The sequence below is a fragment of the Winogradskyella sp. PG-2 genome (assembly GCF_000828715.1).
Lineage (GTDB): Bacteria > Bacteroidota > Bacteroidia > Flavobacteriales > Flavobacteriaceae > Winogradskyella.
In genome coordinates this window covers 401,288-421,585 of sequence record NZ_AP014583.1, presented here as the reverse complement: position 1 = coordinate 421,585, position 20,298 = coordinate 401,288, and the positions used below count along the sequence as shown (strand labels likewise).

General features: G+C 31.0%; 14 protein-coding genes. 1 reads left to right on the top strand and 13 read right to left on the bottom strand.

Annotated elements, in window-relative coordinates; genetic code table 11:
- Positions 1-10: 10 nt before the first annotated feature.
- The 13 genes from WPG_RS18140 to WPG_RS01900 form a co-directional block, all read right to left on the bottom strand.
- Positions 11-163: a hypothetical protein gene (locus WPG_RS18140; protein WP_171817144.1), complete on the bottom strand. Its 153-nt coding sequence runs from the start codon at positions 161-163 to the stop codon at positions 11-13.
- A gap of 11 nt (positions 164-174) precedes the next feature.
- Positions 175-1,467 (bottom strand): CHAT domain-containing protein, encoded by a 1,293-nt coding sequence (locus WPG_RS01955; protein ID WP_045468684.1) that lies wholly within the window; start codon positions 1,465-1,467, stop codon positions 175-177.
- Positions 1,468-1,473: 6 nt separating this feature from the next.
- Entirely contained in the window at positions 1,474-3,222 is a 1,749-nt protein-coding gene (locus WPG_RS01950; protein ID WP_045468681.1) for a caspase domain-containing protein, read from the bottom strand.
- A 200-nt stretch (positions 3,223-3,422) separates the two neighbouring features.
- Complete coding sequence (locus WPG_RS01945) at positions 3,423-5,402, bottom strand: caspase family protein (protein ID WP_045468678.1); 1,980 nt, start codon at positions 5,400-5,402, stop codon at positions 3,423-3,425.
- A 5-nt stretch (positions 5,403-5,407) separates the two neighbouring features.
- A complete protein-coding gene (locus WPG_RS01940; RefSeq protein ID WP_045468675.1) occupies positions 5,408-6,838 on the bottom strand; it encodes a hypothetical protein in 1,431 nt (476 codons plus the stop codon).
- Positions 6,839-6,863: 25 nt separating this feature from the next.
- The gene (locus tag WPG_RS01935) at positions 6,864-8,309 is read right to left on the bottom strand and encodes an alpha/beta hydrolase (protein ID WP_052471122.1); all 1,446 of its coding nucleotides are present in this window, start codon (positions 8,307-8,309) and stop codon (positions 6,864-6,866) included.
- A 40-nt stretch (positions 8,310-8,349) separates the two neighbouring features.
- Positions 8,350-9,888 carry a trypsin-like peptidase domain-containing protein gene (locus WPG_RS01930; protein ID WP_045468672.1) on the bottom strand — a complete coding sequence of 513 codons (1,539 nt, stop codon included), beginning with the start codon at positions 9,886-9,888 and terminating at the stop codon, positions 8,350-8,352.
- A 139-nt stretch (positions 9,889-10,027) separates the two neighbouring features.
- On the bottom strand, positions 10,028-10,759 hold the full coding sequence (locus WPG_RS01925; protein ID WP_045468669.1) for a 4'-phosphopantetheinyl transferase family protein: 732 nt from the start codon (positions 10,757-10,759) through the stop codon (positions 10,028-10,030).
- A gap of 29 nt (positions 10,760-10,788) precedes the next feature.
- A complete protein-coding gene (locus WPG_RS01920; RefSeq protein ID WP_045468666.1) occupies positions 10,789-12,177 on the bottom strand; it encodes a phosphopantetheine-binding protein in 1,389 nt (462 codons plus the stop codon).
- Entirely contained in the window at positions 12,135-12,935 is an 801-nt protein-coding gene (locus tag WPG_RS01915; RefSeq protein WP_045468663.1) for an SAM-dependent methyltransferase, read from the bottom strand. The genes WPG_RS01920 and WPG_RS01915 overlap by 43 nt, the downstream gene beginning before the upstream one ends.
- Before the next feature lie 9 nt (positions 12,936-12,944).
- Positions 12,945-15,863, bottom strand: coding sequence for a non-ribosomal peptide synthetase (locus tag WPG_RS01910; RefSeq protein ID WP_045468659.1), 2,919 nt, complete (start codon positions 15,861-15,863; stop codon positions 12,945-12,947).
- A 25-nt stretch (positions 15,864-15,888) separates the two neighbouring features.
- On the bottom strand, positions 15,889-17,145 hold the full coding sequence (locus tag WPG_RS17185) for a HupE/UreJ family protein (protein ID WP_052471121.1): 1,257 nt from the start codon (positions 17,143-17,145) through the stop codon (positions 15,889-15,891).
- A 50-nt stretch (positions 17,146-17,195) separates the two neighbouring features.
- Positions 17,196-18,257, bottom strand: coding sequence for an ornithine cyclodeaminase family protein (locus WPG_RS01900; RefSeq protein ID WP_045468655.1), 1,062 nt, complete (start codon positions 18,255-18,257; stop codon positions 17,196-17,198).
- A 391-nt stretch (positions 18,258-18,648) separates the two neighbouring features.
- On the opposite strand from WPG_RS01900, the gene WPG_RS01895 reads away from it, so the two are divergent.
- On the top strand, positions 18,649-20,280 hold the full coding sequence (locus WPG_RS01895; RefSeq protein WP_045468652.1) for a hypothetical protein: 1,632 nt from the start codon (positions 18,649-18,651) through the stop codon (positions 20,278-20,280).
- The last annotated feature ends 18 nt before the right edge of the window (positions 20,281-20,298 follow it).

Genomic DNA, 20,298 nt, shown 5'->3' with positions numbered 1-20,298 from the left:
TTGCGAGTTCTCATTTTTTAATAGCTTCTTGTAGTTGACCATTTTTAGCTAATTGCGTTGTTTCTGCTATTTGTTGGTCAAATTGTTGCTGAAGTACCTCTTTGGATTGGGCAGAACTTATACTAGTGAATAAAAGAAATATTAAGAAGTAAAGCTGTCTCATAGCATTTTATTTTAATATGGAACACCAAAAATTGAGAATGCCGCCCAATATTTTGGATCATCATTTACTTCATTTTTATATTTTAAAATAGCATTTCTAAGCGCTTCATGAGGCATCAATTCGTTAACTATTTTTAATTCATTAAAGAAGAATTTCATTAACGTTGCTGTTTCATTATCACTAATATTCCATAAACTCATTAACACGTGGTTTGCACCTGCAATTTGAAATGAACGCGCAAGACCAATAATACCACCTTCATGCGACTTTCCAAGTCCTGTTTGACAAGCACTCAAAACTACGAGGTCAGACTTTAGCATACAATCGTAACGCACATTCATAATCTCGCTGAGTGATAAATAAGAGGAAGAGTTTTCTGAATCTGCTAACACTAAAAAACTACTTTCCATTGGGTTTTCAGAATTAGAAATTCCATGTGTAGCAAAGTAGAGTAGGTCATAATCACAAATAGATTCTAATACTTTTTTCTTTGTAGCTGCCTCTCTATTTAGAATTGTAAAACTATTAGGTTTAAAGGTTGAAGTAATTTGTACTACTTCTTTCTCCGCACCTGGTAAGTTTGGAAATTCCCATATACTATCATTAGGAAATTTTGGATTACTTACAAAGAGAGCATTGTTCCAATTGTAGCTCACCTTTTTTGACGAATAGTCGGACTGATTAACCTTATTGGAAACCATCAGCTCAAATAAACTTGGTGCTATAGAATAACTCATTAAATCAATAATGTAGTCGTCATTAATTTTGAGTGCATAAAAAGGTAGTATTGAAATATTTAAAGTTGGCACTATGATGATGTGCTCGTAAGAAGTTAGCTTAAATTCATCTGGAAAAAGTGTTTTATTGATATATTCATAACTACTTTTTAGTTTCTTATTCGGTACTGAAATTGGAGAAGATCCTCTCATTTTCGGAGAAATACCTCCATTTGTTTTGGAGAAAAATAAATTACTGTTATTTATTTGTTGGATTAGAGTTTCTTTTGAAACTGCAATTGATGATTCTAGTTTCTTTTCGCTTTGATCGAATAAATTTATTCTTAAAGAATCGTTGTCATAAGAATATACTAACAAAGCTGTTTTCTTTTTGTAATGGTCTATGCACCAGCTTAAATAATCTTCGTTTACTCTACCAGTGGTTACCCATTCTTCTGGAGCACCTCTTTGCTTATATAGATCTTTAAGATTTTCTTTGTGGAGTTCAATTAAGTCCTTATCATTTTGAGCTAATGAACTTTGTAAGGTAACAAAGCATATAATTATATATAAAATGCTTTTTTTCACTGTACATTAATTTAAAACCTTTAGTAAAAAATCACCTGTTGGTTCATGCTTTCCAAACTTCTTTAAAATAGGTTTGGTTGTATTACCTCTCACATAAGAATAGATTTTCCCAGGTGAAATGAAGTCTTTTTCGTTTTCGAAAGCTTTTAAGAGTTTATCAGCAAAAGGGGAGTGGTTCAAAGAGTTACTCCAATAATCAGGGACTTCATATTCCCCAGAAGCTAAAACGATTCTTGAAACTTTTTTGTCAGTTTCTGAAATGAAATTTGCAATACCATTATCAAATTCTGTATTAGAATAGTTCTCTATAGATAGATCTGCATTATTTAATTCAAAATTGGCACCATAGCACACATCAAATATTGAAAAAACTTGTTTCGCATTTACACCATATAACAATCTATTCATTGTGGCCATTGATAAATAACTTTTTAATGCGTAATCTTCATCTAATGATTTACTATCCTTGAAAACTAAATAACCATCGGAAAGAAGCTCACTATAATAGCCATGACCTGCAATGAAAAATATGAGTTTATCGTTTTCTCGAATCTGTTTTCTAAATTCATTAAAACTTTTTAAGATTTCTTCCATATTCTTGTTATAAGCTTTTTTAGTTTTAGTATTATATTTTTCTTCTAGAACTTTAGAAAAACTTTCAGCATCATTGATTGGGTTTTTAAGGTTTGCCCAATTCTTTTGTTGATTATTATAGTTATTAGAAGCAATTATAAATGCATAAGTTTGAGAAGGCTTTTCATTTTTAGAATCTTCATCTTTTTTTGCATTTGTACCCTTTGATCCTCTAGAATTTGAATCTTGATTATACCTCAATAACATATCTCTATAATCAGCCTCATTATAAATTTTAACATAATCAGGTATGCGTGTTGAATTACATTCTTCCTCAGTATTATATAGATTAGATTGAAATCGTTTATAATTAGTTATAATTTGATGACTTTTAGGCATGTTTATAATGAAATCAAAAAGTTTCCCATTCTCAACTTGTCTATTATCACAATCTCCACCATCATAACCAGGGCCATTAGTAGTTATAATAATTCTATTTCTATCTGTACCTGCTATAATTTCTGGATTTGATTCGAATAAACGAAACATTAAGTTCTGACCAAATGTTTTTCCCATACCTGCTTCAGAAATTACATATTGATCTTTTGAGGCTATTTGATCCATTAAATTAGCTAGTTCTAATAATGAAAATAAATTATTAGTAGTTTTTGGTTCTTCAACAAATCCAACAGGTGTCATATTTGAATTAACATAGGGTAATAAATAGGTTCTTCCTGATTCTGATTCTATTGAAACACCACTAAATGTGAAAATAAAGTAGTCATTAGTTGTTGCTTTTGCTATAACTTTTTTTAACGCATTTTTTATATTTTCGACTGTTGCTTCTTCATTTAATAGAATATAAGGATAAACTTTTCGTATATATTTTTTTCTAGATTTAGCAATTTTTTTTAGCTTTTCTATTTCTCCATTTTCTTTAAGCCTAGAAAGCGTAGTTTTTTCTAATTCAATATCAGAAGCTATTTTCTTAATGAAATCTTCAGAATCTTTCCTGCAAAATTTAAAATCAGAGCTAAAAGCCTCAGTTTTGTTTATACCTATTGAAATTATGAATAAATCACCAGTGGGCTTTGTCGATATTCTCTTTCCTCCTAGTTTATTGTCTTTAGAACTATTAAATAGAACTAAAAACCCTAATAAAAGTATGTTTACCAATCTCATGACCTCTAATTTTATATATTAATGTTAATTTAAGTATTATTAATCACGTTTCAAAAAGATAAACTCCCCACCTTCATGATTTGCATTTCTAATAACACCATATTGCGGAATGTTATTAGTATTAAATAAAACGACTTCTTGTATTATATTATTGGAACAACTACTAGTAATAAAATAAGAAATAGTAGACTTATCATGTCTTATTGCTTTGTTCGAACTATCTCATAAACAAACTCAGTACTATAGCCATCAATTGGGCCTGTAGTTGTTGAGCCACTACTACCTCTAGATTGTGTATAGGTTTGCCCTATAAAACCTTCTAATGGATCACTAGTGCCACGAGCACCATCAGCAACTCCTCGAGACTTTACAGTTGGTCTAAAATTAATAGGCGATGTAGTTGCAAACCCTTTTAAAATTAATGTTTCGTAAGGATCTCCAAAGGTGTAAATACAATCATCAAAGGTCATGGTTTTTCCAGGTGCAATAAGGCGCTCGTTATTGTTTAGTGTACAACTGTCGTTTGGCATAAACGGTGCAATTTCTCCCTTAGAATTAATCTCAATGATGCTAAAGTATAATGGTCTATCACTCTTATTGGTAACTTGAAGAATCACGGCATCTGAGGTCGTATTTACCTGAAACTTACCTGAAGCATTGTTAAAAGAAGTTTCTTCTATCATTGTTACTTCATCAGTATATTCATCTTTTTGAGCTGGCAATAGCCTAAATTCGAATTCATAATTTAAATTATCGAGTTTCAATTTTTTTAAATAACTCCCTTGTGCATAGTTGAAAATTGTTTCTGTAACTGACTTAGGGTTATAACCACCATCGATTCGTGTTTGAGAGTAAACACTGTTTCCACCATTTCTGGTTATAATTGAAAGTTCGGTGCTTTTCTTTAATTCTTCAATAATAAGATCCGCATTAGCAGAATCTTTCACAATTTCGCCTAACTTATTCTCTAATAGGTATTTTTTTACGTTTTCTTTTATGCCTTTAGATTTTAAGGATTTGTCAAAGTAAATATTTAAGGCTAAATCACCGTAAGATGGTTTGTCTACAAAAACCCAAAACTCTTTTTCGTTTTCAGAACTTAGAGGAGTGTCTAATTTTATAATAGATTCATTAAATGTTGCACGAGTGATTGTACCTTTTGTGATAATATTTGTGTCTTCTACTTTAGATGTGCCTGCTGGTAAGATATGTATCGTTGTTCCAACGAATAAGCGTTGTAATTTACCAGCGTTTATTTTTATAATATCTGGTCTCGCTACTTTTGAAACTTCAAAATATGGCTGTTGTTTTACATATTCACCTTTAAATAATTTATAATCAGCATCACCTTCTATGGTTGGTGTTTGCTTAGGTGATATCACATTCATGTTTGCAGATATAGCAGAGAATAATTTTCTATAAGTAAAATCGCTGCCAAGCTCATTCATAGCTTTAGAAAATGCAAAACTTAAAGATCCGTAACCCTCGTATTCATAATTTAACTCGTCTGCAGAAGCACCAGAAAGCATCACAAAAGGGGATGCATCTTCTTTTACTTTTGTAGTTTCAACCAAGCCACTTCCTGGAGTATTTTTTTCTGAAGTTGGTGTCCAATTTGGTGGAGCAAATGTGGCTTCACCACCTCTGGCTTTTCCGCCTCTTGTGGCAGAACCAGAATGACAGCTGTCCAATAAGATTAATAACTGCCCATTTTTTCCAAGAGTGTTTCTAAAGTTTGCTATAATATTGCCTAACTCATCATCTCTTATGTGGTTTTCTCCTTTGTAGTTAGATGTGTATCTTACTAAAGCATCATAAGGTACAATAGACTCATCTTTATCATCAATTTCATCTCCATTATTATCAAAGATTTGTTGTCCATGGCCAGAGTAGTGAATCACAACAATATCGCCTGGCTTAATTATAGATTGTAAATCTTCAATAGCTTTTAAAATACCTAGCCTTGTGGCTTGCTCATTTTTTAAAATCGTGATATTTTCTGCTTTAAAGCCTTGATTTAGTAAGGTACTATTTATTAAAGGAACATCATTAGCAGAGCTTATAGAAGACCAGCCTGTTTTTGCAGGATAATCTCCAACAGCAATAATGAGTCCGTATTTATCTGCCATAACATTTAAGCTAAATACTAAGGCTATTATAAAGAATATTTGTTTTTTCATAATTATTAATTTATATCAAAAAGACTAAATGAGATACCAAAATAATACCCAAAGTCGTAAACGTTTTTAGTAAAATTATCGATACTTGTAAATGAGGTGCTGTCACCAGCTTCTAATCCATTGGTTAGTTTCTGTACAGGACCATAAGCTAATCCACCAGATAATGATAAGCGACTATTACTACCAAAGAATAAAGATGGACCAAATAGAAAATTAACACCATTTACATTATCATTACCAGAAATAGGTATCGATAAACCAAAACTCCCTCCGATATTAAAATTCTCTCCCATAAAAGGGTAAAAGTTAATCATCGTACTAAGGTTAGGTACAAAAAAGTCATTTTGATCGGCTCCAATAACTCCGCTTTCATCAATAAAATAATCATTAGATTTTGATCCAAAATTATTTAATGTCATGGCAACACTTGTATTGATTTTAAAACCGCCTTTTGAAAATAGTTTTATATTTCTTGTCTTTAGAGTTGTTGGTGAGGCATCATTTTCAATGTTGCTAGAAAAATCACTTTGGACAAATTTTAATTCAATGTTCACTTTATCTGCGGTTATTTCATAATCATAAGTTTGTTCAAAATTTGAAGCTTCTAAAACTGTATATAAAGATCTTAATTCTTCTAAACTTTTAAGACTTTGGTTTGTTGACTGATTTAAATTAGTCATTAAGCGTTGTAAGTCTCCTAGAGCAATATTTCTTGAGACTAATTGTCCTCGAGAGAGGTCAATGTCATTTTCAATCTCTAACTCTACTGCATTTGACATTATGTTTATATTACTTTCTAAATCAGAGCGACTTTCTTTTATTGATTTTTCAACTTTAGCTATATACACATAGAAGTTGTCTTTGGCGCTCGGTAATCTCACATCTTGTTCTGCATCTGCAGTTTCAACTATATTTTTAAGAATACTTTCTTTGTCTAAATTCGGATTTAAAAGATTAGAAAGTAGCGTGGTCTTTAGTGCCGAAACATTAGTTATAGTATTATTTAAATCTTTAAAATTACTTGTTGCCGATGCACTTCCTCGTGTGCCAGCTTCTGATTTAAATAAACCACTATCTGGTAGATTAGAGGTGTTTAAATCTATATTATCACCAGTAAAAGAGTTGATGCCACCAAGTAATGAGCTGAAATTAAAACCTTGTCCAGAAGAAATTAAATCTTCTTCTTTTACATCTGTTCGCACTTGCACAGCAAATGGATTTATGTTTCTTAGTTTAAGCTCTACTAAACTGTTTCTTTTTAATTTAGGGTTATTTAAAGTGTCAATGACATTACTGTTTTTATCTAACAATAGGTAATTGACTTTTTCGGTTTTATAATCGTAAGTTATTCTATAGCGCTCTTGGGCTATCGAAATTCCAGAGATAAAGAAACCTAATATTAATAACTTAATTGTTTTATTGTAAGTTGTTTTCATAATAGCTAATTTGGATTTTATTACATTACTGTTTTACTTTCCAGTATATATAATCTTCTAATTTTATTGCGGATAGTCTTTTTCGTTTTAATGCGCGCTGCCCGGATTGTATAATGTCGAATATATCAGAGATAATTGAGTTGGTATCTGCAAAGTAGGAATGACTTAAAAAACTTGTGTCTATACCCGTTGCATCTATAGTTTCAATACCATTTAATATTACCATTTTTTCACCTGCATCGCCAGCTCTTGCATTTCCATGTAACAATTTTGAAGCTTTTAAAGCTAAATCGTCAGATGACACATATAATGTAATTGGTTTTTTAGTTTTAGAGACCATTTTGGGAGCGATATCATTTTTAAATACATCAGCATCGATATCTGGTGCTGCAAGAATAATCTCCTTGATTTTTGATCTTAATTCTGGTTTATCTTCCATAATATCAACAATGGCATTTGTTAAGCCTCTGTTACCCATACTATGCGCCACTAAATAAATTTCTTTAGCTTTAGATTTAGAAAGGTAATCTTCTAAAAAACGTTTAATATTAATTTGAGACCATTCTATATTTTCTTCATCCTTGCCATATCTAAATGTAGATCCTTGAGATGGCCAGCTATAAAATACAGCTTTACCATCAAATTTTAAATCATACGATATTTGTGCTGTTCGTTTTGCTGCTTCACTGAATGATGTATTATAACCATGAACAAATAAGAATGTGCTCTTTTTTTTAGAGCTTTGGATATCCTTAGCTAATTTTTTGAAAAATTTCTGCTTTTCTAAAAGCGCAATCTCTTGCAACATTACATGTTTTGAAGGGTCTTCAGAAAATTCAAATTTCCAAATGGATGGACTCTCTATTTCTCCAATTCTATGATCATGAGGAATACTTACTTCCACAACACCATAACTTAGTTTAGATCGTTTAGGTCCAAAAACCTCATTTAAATCTTTGGAATTTGTATGATTTCTATCTGTACCAAAATAGACAGTTAGTTTCACATAATCTGGACTATTATCACTCCCTCTATCTTTTGAATTTGGATTTATATAACGGATGCATATAATATAATTTTGTTCAATAGTTAAATTCTTAATAGAGTAGGTGAGTCTAATTTTAAAGTCTCCTTGGTTTTTAAAAGCATCATTAGAGAGTAGCCAAAATTTAAAATCAAATTGATTAAAACCTTCTAAAGTGTTAAATTCTTTATTCCTATAATTTGCTTCAACCTGAATTTTTAAATTATTTAGTGTAACTGTCGCTTCAATCTTTGCTAAATTTAATTTACTGTAGTCGCTTCGATTTGTTAAACATGAATCTCTAAGTGCTATATTTTCATCAAGTAATTCTATATAACTATTATTTTGACCATACATATTTTGTGTAAATAAAATAATCCATAACGCAATTAATATATACTGAAATTTATTTAGTATTTCTTGAATAGATTTTTTGATGTGAAACATTAATAGCTAATTTAAAATTTCAATTATGATAACCTGTAAATTACAGTCTACCTTTTCTAGCTTTCTTCAAATACTTTGCCAAAGATTTGTGTCTAGCTTTTTTAGCGACCTGTTCTGGTCGTTTTTTACTATTGTTTTTTGTGCCAGCATTTAAGCCATTTTTTAGAAGTATTTTTACAAGGTTAAGGTTTCCATTTCTAGCTGCTATATGTAATAATGTATCTCCGTTAGACGTCCTTATTTTAGTGTCAGCGCCATAGTATATTAAGGTTTCTACTACTAAGTTTTTTCCATTGATTATAGCACTCTGTAAAGCTGTGTATTTCGAATTAATCCCAGCATCTGCCAAAAGGTTTTTATTCAACAGAATTTTAAGAGCCTTTAAATTATTATCGGCTATAGCTGAATCAATTAAATCTCTCGAATTATCATCAGATAAAGTTTCGGCTGTAGTACTTAATATAGATTGAAAAAAATAAAGATTATTGTTATTAAGTGCTAGGTTTTCTAGACGACCCATTTGGTTACTGTAATTATAATTATAAATCCAACTATAAATATTCCAAGAATTAAATCGCTCTTTTAAATTATTGTTTATTGCATATTCTAAATTTTCATATACAGCCATGACAAGAGGTGAAGGAGGAACAGCAGTAATTTTATGAGCTTGACAACCAGCTGTATAATTTACGTTGTTCCATTGAACAGTTTTTACACAATCACAATTTGAATCGTATTTGTAATCACCAGTATATCTGCTTCCGCTATATTCAACAGCACCTTTTACAAGAATACCTTCAATAAATCCGTTTTGATCAAATACTGGACCGCCAGAATTACCAGGAAAGGAATCAATATTACTTTTAAACCAATTACTTGGTGAATTATCAATAACTATAGCATTTGTTGCTAGTTTAAGAGGTAAGCCTGTTGGACTTCCAATAGTATTGATAGCTCCATCTTCTAAAACAGTGCCACTTGTTCTAAATCGATAAGGTGCTATGTTTGATTTTCTATTAAGCCTTAATATGGCATAATCATCATCAGTATCGTCATCTAGTTTAGAAGTAATTATACTTTCAACTTCATAAATGTTTTGGTCCTTAAACCTTAAGCGTCTCCCATCAATAAAATCGGAATCACTTGTGTAATCAAAAACCCAAACAAATTTGTTGGCGTCTTCCATGGAGTTGATACAATGCCCAGCGGTAACCAAAATATCTGTTGCAATTAAGAAACCAGTACAAGAACCTAATGCCGGCTGATCTAGGAATTTTACATTTTCGTCGAATCTATTAGTTCCAAATTGTCTTTGTAAACGTTCTCTAAGTGACCACGAATAAAATTCATTATTGTAAACACTCTCTTTGTTAATCATTACAGCTGTTGCTCTAGCAAAGTCTTTAAAGCCTTCGGAATCTTTTATTTCTTTACGATCATCTTTACCAAAAACACCTCTTGAAACCTCGGTTCCTGGTGCTGCAAATGGATATTCTAGTTCAGTAATTTTTGAGTTGACTTGAGCATTAAGTGATAAGGCAAAAATGCCTAATAGCATAAAAGGGAGTAATTTTCTCATAAAAGTATTTGAATTAATAGCGCTTTAAAGTTATTGAATTTTATTGTTTTAACAATAAAATTCAGGTTTACAGACCTTTATTTTAGGAATTATACATTTTTTCATTCTCTACAACCACTTTAAAATGCTATCACAAGATTTATACTAGATTATGGTCCCAATTAAAATAATCCACATTATTCACAATGGATCCTACTATAAGAGCAGCTATATAACCTTGGTTTGGAATGAAAGATAAAAGTTGCCAATTATTTTTTTCAGTAAGATCCCATTTGGTTTCTAATAACTCTGCTTCTAAATCTGAATCTAAAGTCATAGAAAATTGATCCAGAGGAAAAGATAAACCATTTCCTTTTGCTTTAATTAAAGCTTCTTTGCGGGTCCAGCAGCGATAGAATGCAATGTGTTGTTTTGCATGAGCAATTTTTTGAAGTGCTGATATTTCTTTTTTAGAAAAAAAGTTACTCGCAATCTCAAGCGTATCAAAATCGTTTTTTATTTTTTCTATATCAACACCAATAGCATGGTCATAAACAAATGCAATAACAGCCATATCACCTGAGTGCGATACATTAAAGTTTAAATCTGTTTGATGTTTAAATTCAGGTTTACCATAGGTTTTATATTCAAATGAAATAGATTTTGGGACCTTGTTTAAGTAAAACCCTGAGAGTAATCGAAGAATTCCTTTAGTAACGACATAACACCTTTTATCCTTATAAAATCTAAACTTGCTGGCACGTAGCTTTTCATCTTCAGATAGCAAATTATGATACTTGGTATACATATTACCGTCAACAACGAAATTAATAGACCAGAGATGTGTCGTATTAGGTTTTAAATGAATAAAATGAGTTTCAGAATATTTCATGTTATGCAAACATGCTTTCGATTTATGTTTTATTCAACCAAAGCTTCTTCTATTTTTTTAGATACAAATTGTATGTCTGGCTCTATAAAAAGCGTTCTATGATTACCTTCGGTGTAATAGAGTTTAAAATCACCTTTTGTAATTTCTTTCCAAGAATCTATTATAACTTGTTGCAGAGATTGATGCGGTTTTTCAGTTAATATCAATGAGATGTCGTTATGGTGATCCTTAAACTCATAAGCCAAACATATTTGCCTTAAATTTTCTTGTAAATTCTCTAAATCTCTTGTGTCATCATTTCCAAAATATTTAACAAGTAATGGCTTAATATGCCATAGTCTGTCCTCAAAGAAATGTTTAATACTTGCAAAAGGATTTTTTGCAAAACGAATAATAAAAGATTTCATTCTAGCTTTTAATCTCATTGGCGTATTGAGGGTCCATGGTGATGCCATAGTGTCCATTACAATGATGTTAGCTTTATGTCCAAGTTTATTAAATTCTATTGCCATTTCATTACCAACAGTAACACTAAAACAGTATACTAAAATATTGTAAGGGCCTTCGAATTGCACTGATCTTATAGCTTTCATATAATCGATGGTCATGCTTTCAACATTTTTGTGCATGGTTCGTTCTCCATAAAGGCCAGAAGGTTCTAAAGCATATATAGGTCTGTCTGAAGTCATATACTTTGCCAGTAGATTGTAAAATACGACATGGCCTCCACCAGAATGAATGCAGAATAATGGTTTTTTAGTTCCTTCTTCTCTTAAAGGGACCAAAAACTCATAAGTTTCTTTTTCTTTCTCAGTTTCTTTTGTTGATAGTGTTTGCGAAAGTTTTGCAATCGTTTGATGTTCAAATAATTGGTTTGCAGTTAGCTGAACACCTAACTTTCTAGCTTTAGCAATAATTTGAATACTTAAAATTGAATCACCACCAATTTCAAAAAAGTTATCTTCCGTTAGTACAGGTGAAAAATTTAAGACCTCTTCCCATATTTTTATAAGTTGTTGTTCTACTTCAGAATGTGAAATTTTAGAGTCTACAGTTGGTTTTGCGTTTTGAGCAATTTTTAATTTTACAGGTTTTAAGTTTTTTCTATCCACTTTTCCATTAGGAAGCAACGGCATATTAGGAATTATATGTATAGCAGAAGGTACCATGTACTCTGGCAAACGGTTTTTTAGAAACGTGTTTATTTTATCAGATTCAAAAGACTGTTCTGTTTCAATATAGGCGACCAAACGTTTTGGTTTTTCAGTGGTGTCAGAATATGAAGCACTAGAAATTAAATCCTTTAATTTTAAAAGAATTAATTGATGATCGGCTTTAGATAACTCATCTAGTCTATGTTCTAAAGATTCTTGTGTCATTTTATAGCCTTTATTACTACCATTGAGTTTGCCCACCATGTGTCTTTTACATCTACAGGCATATTTAAACGAATGACATGGATACTAAATGACGAAAAGTGTTTTAATAGTATATGTTGATGCTCTCTACTTAAAGATTGAATTTCATTAGAGAAATAAGTAAAACGTCCTCCAGGTTTTAAATGATTTGCTGCATGATGAAAGAAATGTTCTGCAAACGTAATACTTGCATTTACATATTGCATATATTCATCTTCGTTTAGAGGATATGTATGAAAAAATATACCATCAAATAACCCTAAGTTATCAATACAATCTTGCCAAAGACAATGCTTTAAATAAATGGTTTTTGTTGGATATTTATTTTTCCAAGGGTTGTAATGTTGTTCTACTACAAGGTCATTACATTCTATAATAGTATGAGAATTTATAGGATGTTTTTGGATCATATCTGCAGAAATACCACGACCAAAACCAACCTCCAAGATATCTCCTCCGTCTTCTGCAATAGCTTTTGCCATAGCTTCCATAAGAGGAATTTGCCAATCTTCCATAATCTCTTGCGCACTTAAATGTGCTTGCCCTCGTTCTGAAAGTCCAATATTATCATCTGCAACAGTTTCACCAGGCACAAATTTTCTTGTTTGTTCATGTAGTGAGTTTAATTCAGCAGAAAATTCTTTAAGTGCTCTATTAACTACAGCGTTTCTTTGTGCTACTTTTGGCGGATTAATATAATTATCATCTTTAATTTCTAAAGTGACCTGAAATGCTTCTGTTCTTTTTATTCTCTTCATAGCACTTACTTATTTGATTTGATTTAATAAGTATTCTTTTTCATTGGTGTCTAATGCTTTTATAGAGCCAATTAATTTATCAATATCTTGCTCTTTTAGATGCATATTCAATAACTCAGCAAGATTTGAGGTTTCTATTATTTCATTAGGATCTAAGTTTATGTTTTTATCCGTGGTTTCAATAACAACGACAGCCTTTTTTATCATTTTATTAGTATTTAATGTATGCTCTATTTCATCAAGCTCTACACGATAACCTCTGATTTTAACTTGCTGATCTATACGTCCTAAAAATTCAATAGTTCCTTTATAATTGTATTTAGCTATATCTCCCGTTTTATAAAATAACTTACCATTATTGTTTTTTATATAAGTTGCTTTAGTTAAATCTGGTCTGTTTATATAATAACCAGACAAGCTTTGGCCTCCAATAAAGAGTTCTCCTATAGCACCAAAAGGAACTGGTCTAAGTTCAGAATCTAGAAGTTGTATATCTGCATGAGTAACGCTATTACCAATTGGAATAGTTCCATGTATTACATCCTCTTCAGAAATCTTGTGAGCAATACACCAAACTGTTGCCTCAGTTGGACCGTATTCATTATATAAATCCACTCTTGGTAAAAAAGAAAAATGCTTTTTAGCTAAGGATACTGAACAGACCTCTCCTGCTACTATTACAGTAGTTAAAGTCTTAAGCTTTTGTATGTCTGAATGCTCAATAATCAAGTGGTATAAAGACGGCAACATCAATGTATGACTTATCTTTTGCTCTTCTATAACCGTTTCAATCTGTTCAATATCTTGTTCTAATCGTATCTCTGAAATTACTAGATTTCCACCTGTACAAAGTGTCCAGAAAATTCCTGCTTTAGAACTGTCAAAAGAAATAGATGACATTAATAAAAACGCAGTAGGATTGCTATCATAAAAGTCTAAACGACCAGCAGTAGAATTTATAATATTTTTATGTGTAATAGGAACTCCTTTAGGATTTCCTGTACTTCCAGAGGTATAAATAACATAAGCTAAATTAGAATTTGAAACTGTAGGTAATTTATGAGAATTTACGTTTTTGAGATTATCAATAGAAATCAAATCAGCATTAAAATTATTGAAAATTGGAATTAACTTATCTTGTGTAATAATACAATTTACTTTTGCATCTTTTAAAATAAAATCAATTCGTTCTGCAGGATAGTCTGGATCAATCGGTAAATATGCGCATCCTGCTTTTAGAATCGCTAATAATCCAACAATCATTGCTGTTGAGCGTTCTATTGATAAGCCAATAATAGTATCTTCTTCGTTTTTATTTGCAAGTATAACATGCGCTAAAGCAATTGCTTTGTTATTTAAATCTTCATAGGTTAATGATTTTGAACCAAATGATACAGCAGTATTATAAGGATGCTTTTTTACTATATCCTCTATAATATGATGTATACCTGTGGAGGTGCTAAAGGAATTGTTTTTTACTGCTTTAGTTGAAGTAAATAAATCATTTTCTTGCTTAGTAAGCATTGGTAACTCGGAAATTGAAACATCTGAATTAGAAATCACAGCCTGCACTAAAAGATTGTAATGCTCTGAAAAACGTTTAATTGTGGATGTGTCAAATAAATCCGTTGCAAATTCGAAGGTTGTAGACAATAAACCATCTTTTTCATTTACAAATAGAGTTAAATCGAATTTAGAAGATTTTAAAAGAATATCTTCTTCTTTTTTAAACTCAATATCTGGACCAAAATTAGAGTCTCGTTCTTCATTGTTATAAACAAACATGACTTGAAAAAATGGATTCATTGCTAAAGACCTATTCGGTAACAACTCCTTAACAAGATAATCGAAAGGAATTGCTTTGTTAGAAAATGCTTCTAAAGTATTTTTACGGACTTTAGAAACAAGTTGTGTAAAGGTGCTGTGACCTTCAAATTTTGTACGCAAAACAACAGTATCAACGAAGAAACCAATTAAATTTTGCAAGGATTTATGATCTCTATTGGTAATCGGTAGTCCAATTAAAATATCTTTTTGTTTAGTGTATCTATATAGCAACGTTTTGAAAAGCGAAAGCGCAATCACAAAAGGAGTTGTTTTCATTATTTTAGCAAATGCTAATAAATCCTCTGAATCTTTTTTAGACAAATTAGACGTATAATGTCCTCCATTGAATGTAGGCTGTAAAGGTCGCCTATAATCAGTGTGTAATTCTAGTACAGGAATTGTACCAGATAATTTCGTCTTCCAATAATCAATTTGTTTTGATGGTAATGTTCTATGTTGTTCCCAATAAGCAAAATCTTGATATTGAATTTGTGGTTTGGCGGTCTCTATTATTTCATTATTAGAAAGTGTTGTGTAATACTTTGATAATAAATTACTTATATTTTTCATAGACCATTCGTCTATAATAATATGATGAATGTTTATCGATAAAATATGATGTGAGTTAGATAGTTTTGTAAGAGATACACGAATAAGTGGAGGTGTATTTAGATTAAAAGGAGTTACAATTTCCTTTTCAATAAAGTTAGTTGCTTTCTGTTTCGCATCTTGTAATGATAACTCACTGAAATCTTGCTGATTTATTGTTAGCTTAAAATCAGAGTTAATTTTAATTGTAGTTTTTCCTTCTTCTACAGGGAAATAAGATTTTAGAACATCATGTTGCTCGATAATTAAGTCGAAACTTTTCGATAAGTATTCTACATTTAAATCACCAAGTATTGTAAATGATTCCGCATGATTATAAAACGAATTATCGGGATATAATTGCTGAAGAAACCAAAGGCGTTCTTGCCCTCTAGACAGCGGGATAGCTTCACCATCAGGTACCTTTGTAATTTTAGGTGTGGTTGGAGTAGTTTTATCTTTTTGTTTTTTCCACTGGCTAAGAAGCGATTTTTTATCTATTTCATTTTTCATTAGGGACAAGTTTCAAAATGAGTATTTAAGACCACAATCCTATGGCAACTAGAATATCTTGGATACTTTTTCTTAATTGTTGTTCTACACCTAGATTAATATCGAATATGCGCTCTATAGCCCAATATAATGAAATTATAATCAGTAAGATAGAACCATAAAGAAGTATTTTCTTGTAGATTTTTCTTCTTCTAAGCAGGAATAAAATTGGAAACATCATTGCAATTATGAGTAACTGACCTATTTCTACACCAACATTAAATCCAAAGAGGGAAATCCCTAAATTTTCTGATGATAAGCCTAAATCTGCTAAAACACTAGCAAATCCAAAGCCATGAAAGAGTCCAAAAATAAATGCAATAATCCAGTCTTTACCTTTAAATATTGGTCTAATGTTATGATAAGCAGCTAAACCAATTGATAACGCAATAATAGATTCTACAAACCTTGAAGGTAAACTGACAATTTGAAGTGAAGCTAAACTTAATGTTATAGTGTGTGCAATAGTAAAAAATGTAATAATTTTTATAACATATAAAAAAGCGTCTTTAAAGTTTTTGGCAGGAGTCCAAGTAGACGATTGTATTGTAAAAGAATTCGAAGATACGGTTGCTTCTTTTGGTTTTCTCATACGCCGTAAGACAGATGGTAATATTAAAGCTAATAAAAACAGAATATGATCGATACCAATCCATATATGCCACATACCTTGTTTTACCATGGCTACAAAACCTTTCCATTTTGAAGTATCAGTAAGATCTAAAGTGTCTTCTGTTTTGTCTGGTGAAAAACTTAACGAAATGTTTGCTTCCTCATTTATAACGCCAGCTGCCCAACTATATTCTGTAACTAAAAAACCACGATGCGTATCATCTTTTTCATAGACAAGGTCATACTTTACATTCAACAAATCTGGGAGTTGCTGCATGTTTTCAAGTTTAAAAAAGACTTGAACCATAGCACCTTGGGCTAAAGGAAACAAATCTAATTTACCTAAAGCTATATTGTGTTTTCCGTATTTAGATGAAAATGCCGCATGTTGAAGCACATAAGCTTTGATTTTATCCGCGTATGGGGCAATCTCTTCATCAGTAACATTATCTCTTAAGTCTAAGTTAAATACCTTATTGATTTCTCTAATATTAATTTCAAATCGACCTTCGATTCCATTAGTTTCGTAAACTCGTAAAAAGATATAACTTTGATTTGGAAAATGAGCTAAGCATAGAGCTGGTAATAAGAATAGTAGTATAAAAACAGATTTTTGAAGTAACTTTTTCATTTAGGATGGTGTTAGTTATTGGATAAGAATCCTTTAAGTGTTTTAGAGCGTTATACCGAAACCGCTTTCAACATAAAACTATAAGGGTTTTTAGCATCTTCAGAAATATTTTCTAAAGCAATTTCTTGACCTATACCAAATTCTTTAGCTAAATCTAAAAAGAGGTCCATTACTATCTGATCTTCGAGTGCCCAACCCGTAGAATCAAAGACAGTTCTTTGATTTTTTGCATAAACATAATCTTCACTGTGCTTTACCAAATCTGATAAAACAGGACCTATCTCAGAATCTTCTAGCTGTTGACATTCACCTTCTATTTTAGCTTGTTCTAAAAAATCTGGGCATACCAAACTTTGTTTCAAAAAGTTTAAAGGTAACTCTACTTTTCCTGGAAAATCAGAACCGATGGCATTGATGTGAAGATGATCACTAGTTTTTAAATTATAAAAAAGCGGCCCAGTACCAACATCAATTGAGGTTTCTGTACATACTATATCACTGGTATTTAAAATATCATTGATAGATGAGAATACAATTTCGAGATTAAGGTCTAACATAGTAATACGATCGCTAAAAGTATTCATAGCTTTATCATCCACATCATAAAGCATTACTTTTTTAATATCAAATACTCTAGATAATGCGTGTAATTGAGTAACAGCTTGCGCACCACAACCGATTAACCCTAAGGTAGAACTTTGTGTTTTCGCTAATACTTGTGACGCTACTGCTGATGCGGCACCCGTGCGTAATGCAGTAAGAAGTACACCATCAGCTAAACCTTTTAGATGACCAGTTGTTGTATCATAAGAAGAAATAGAAGACAGAATTGTAGGTAAATAATATTTTTGTGGATTTCTAGGGTGATAACCTACAACTTTAATTACAACTTCATCTCCTTTTTTGTGAACTGGCATCCATTCAATTAAACCAGGATCATTATTTTCATAATTAAACCCAGATCTAATTGGAATCTCTGTTTTTTCTGGGTCGTAACTTCTAATATGATCTGTTGTTCTTTTAATCAGCGTATCCATTAACCTATTAAGACCATAGGTCTCTAAAATTTGATTAACATCATTAGCTGATAAGATTAGGGTTTTCTTCTCCATAATTCTTTAGATTATTGGGCTTTTTTTCTCAAAATAGTAGTTTATTTGTTGATATACCTCATTTGTAGTAATACATTCGATAAAGTGGTCATTCTATTAGATATAACAACTAAAAGGTCATATCTCCTTGAATTTATAATTACATAAAATAGCTTAAAAATTACTTTTCTTCGTAATTTGAGATTAAAAATCAGTTTTTTAGTACTGTATCTCGTTAGTTCTTATTTATTGTCATTTTGTCGATAAAATGATTAATGTGATTAAATTTTTGCTTAATTGTATAATTATTTAAAAACTTTCATAACATAAATTGCGTAGTATGAAATCATTTATTTGGTTTTAGTAGACGTAATATTTTGAGTATTAATTTTGCTAAAAACAGAATAGGATTATGAGTGGTTTAAAAGAATTAACTTTTATAAACAGAATAGAGAAATTAATTCCTAATACGATTCTCGAAGCGATACCTTCATTAATACAAATTTGTGTTTTATTTATAGCATTTTTTGCGTTTAATTTATGGTACAAAGCGCTTACAGAAATAAGTCCAAATAATTTTAATGAGGTTGTTTTGTCTGTATCGCCTACTCAGTTTTTTGAAGGAAGTCTATGGCTTTTAGTGCCGGTAATTTTAATTCTAATTTTAATGCTATGGCGACGAGAATTGATATCTGTAAATTGGAAAACAATTGAAGGAGGAAATAAATTAAGGCTCATCGTCGGTATTTGTGTTATTGCTTTGTCTTGGGCACATATTAGTTATCCGTTTAATTACTTTTTATTAGAGAACACTTGGTTAGAAAGAACGACGGTTTTAATTCTAACATTATTTGTTTTTTGGCGTCCTTTTTTCTTAATTCTTTATGTTTTATTTCCAATTTTAGTCCACTTTGGCGAGCCATTAATGGTTAATCATTGGAGCATCGCAGAATTACCAATGAGAGTATTAATACTGTTTAGTGCTCAATTGATAGTTTGGTTATTATTTCCTAAGTTAAAATGGAAAATTGGGGTATTTGTATTTGTGTTACTTATGGTTTTAGCCGGAAATTATTTTCCTGCTGGATTTGGCAAAATAAGAATGGGATGGTTAACTGATAATCACATATATCTATTATTAAGCAATATGTATGCTGATGGTTGGGTTATTTTTTTGAGCCAAGACACTTTATCTGAGATCACCCATTTTTTATCTAAATACAATTTATTTCTTAAGTTAGGATGTTTGGTTATGGAGTTTGGATGTATTCTTATTTTAGTTCGAAAAAACTGGTCTGTTAAGTTTTTTCTTTTAGGATTTCTTTTATTTCATACACTAGTGTTTGTATTGACAGGTATCTTGTTTTGGCCATGGATTGCTCTAGAGATTACATTGCTAGCCATATTATGGAAAAGAGGTGTCTTTTCTTCTAAAATTAATTCGTTTAGTATTTGGCATATCTTATTGTCTATTTGTTTGATTTTTATATCTTCAAAATGGTTGAGACCGTCAGTTTATGTATGGCATGATTCGCCATTGAATTATACTTATTATTTTGAAGTTGAAGATGTAGCCGGAAATACATCTAATCTTCCGATAAATAGTTTTTGGCCAAAGTATTATGAGCTAGCATGGACAAATGGGTTTCATTTTTTGAATCAGAATCCTACATTAAATATTATTTGGGGAGTATCTTTTGATGGTAATGAAGTAAAAGAATTATTAACCTACAAAGACGATGAACAAATTCTTGCTTTTGAGAAGGAGAATGGTGAAATTCGTTACAATGTAAGATTAACAAAAGAGTTTAAGCGTTATATGAATGAGTTCATTAACGAAAAGAAATATGAACTAACACTTAGTAAATGGTTTAAAGCTTTAGGTGCTCCTCCACAACGTATAGTTTTTCCTACTACAAATACTTATAATGGTAAGCACGATATTGTTAAAGTTAATGTCTATCAGAAACTAACATTCTTCGACGGTGAGAACTATAGAAAAATTAGACAACAGAAAGTACTAACTATAGATATTGATAAGTAACAGATTAAACAATCAATC

What these genes read in the sequence shown, in the direction of transcription:
- WPG_RS18140 (WP_171817144.1), bottom strand. Translation starts at nt 163, where the DNA reads ATGAGACAGCTTTACTTCTTAATATTTCTTTTATTCACTAGTATAAGT.
- WPG_RS01895 (WP_045468652.1), top strand. Translation starts at nt 18,649, where the DNA reads ATGAGTGGTTTAAAAGAATTAACTTTTATAAACAGAATAGAGAAATTA.
- WPG_RS01950 (WP_045468681.1), bottom strand. Translation starts at nt 3,222, where the DNA reads ATGAGATTGGTAAACATACTTTTATTAGGGTTTTTAGTTCTATTTAAT.
- WPG_RS01900 (WP_045468655.1), bottom strand. Translation starts at nt 18,257, where the DNA reads ATGGAGAAGAAAACCCTAATCTTATCAGCTAATGATGTTAATCAAATT.
- WPG_RS01935 (WP_052471122.1), bottom strand. Translation starts at nt 8,309, where the DNA reads ATGTTTCACATCAAAAAATCTATTCAAGAAATACTAAATAAATTTCAG.
- WPG_RS01920 (WP_045468666.1), bottom strand. Translation starts at nt 12,177, where the DNA reads ATGGTGGGCAAACTCAATGGTAGTAATAAAGGCTATAAAATGACACAA.
- WPG_RS01910 (WP_045468659.1), bottom strand. Translation starts at nt 15,863, where the DNA reads ATGAAAAATGAAATAGATAAAAAATCGCTTCTTAGCCAGTGGAAAAAA.
- WPG_RS01930 (WP_045468672.1), bottom strand. Translation starts at nt 9,888, where the DNA reads ATGAGAAAATTACTCCCTTTTATGCTATTAGGCATTTTTGCCTTATCA.
- WPG_RS01925 (WP_045468669.1), bottom strand. Translation starts at nt 10,759, where the DNA reads ATGAAATATTCTGAAACTCATTTTATTCATTTAAAACCTAATACGACA.
- WPG_RS01940 (WP_045468675.1), bottom strand. Translation starts at nt 6,838, where the DNA reads ATGAAAACAACTTACAATAAAACAATTAAGTTATTAATATTAGGTTTC.
- WPG_RS01915 (WP_045468663.1), bottom strand. Translation starts at nt 12,935, where the DNA reads ATGAAGAGAATAAAAAGAACAGAAGCATTTCAGGTCACTTTAGAAATT.
- WPG_RS17185 (WP_052471121.1), bottom strand. Translation starts at nt 17,145, where the DNA reads ATGAAAAAGTTACTTCAAAAATCTGTTTTTATACTACTATTCTTATTA.
- WPG_RS01945 (WP_045468678.1), bottom strand. Translation starts at nt 5,402, where the DNA reads ATGAAAAAACAAATATTCTTTATAATAGCCTTAGTATTTAGCTTAAAT.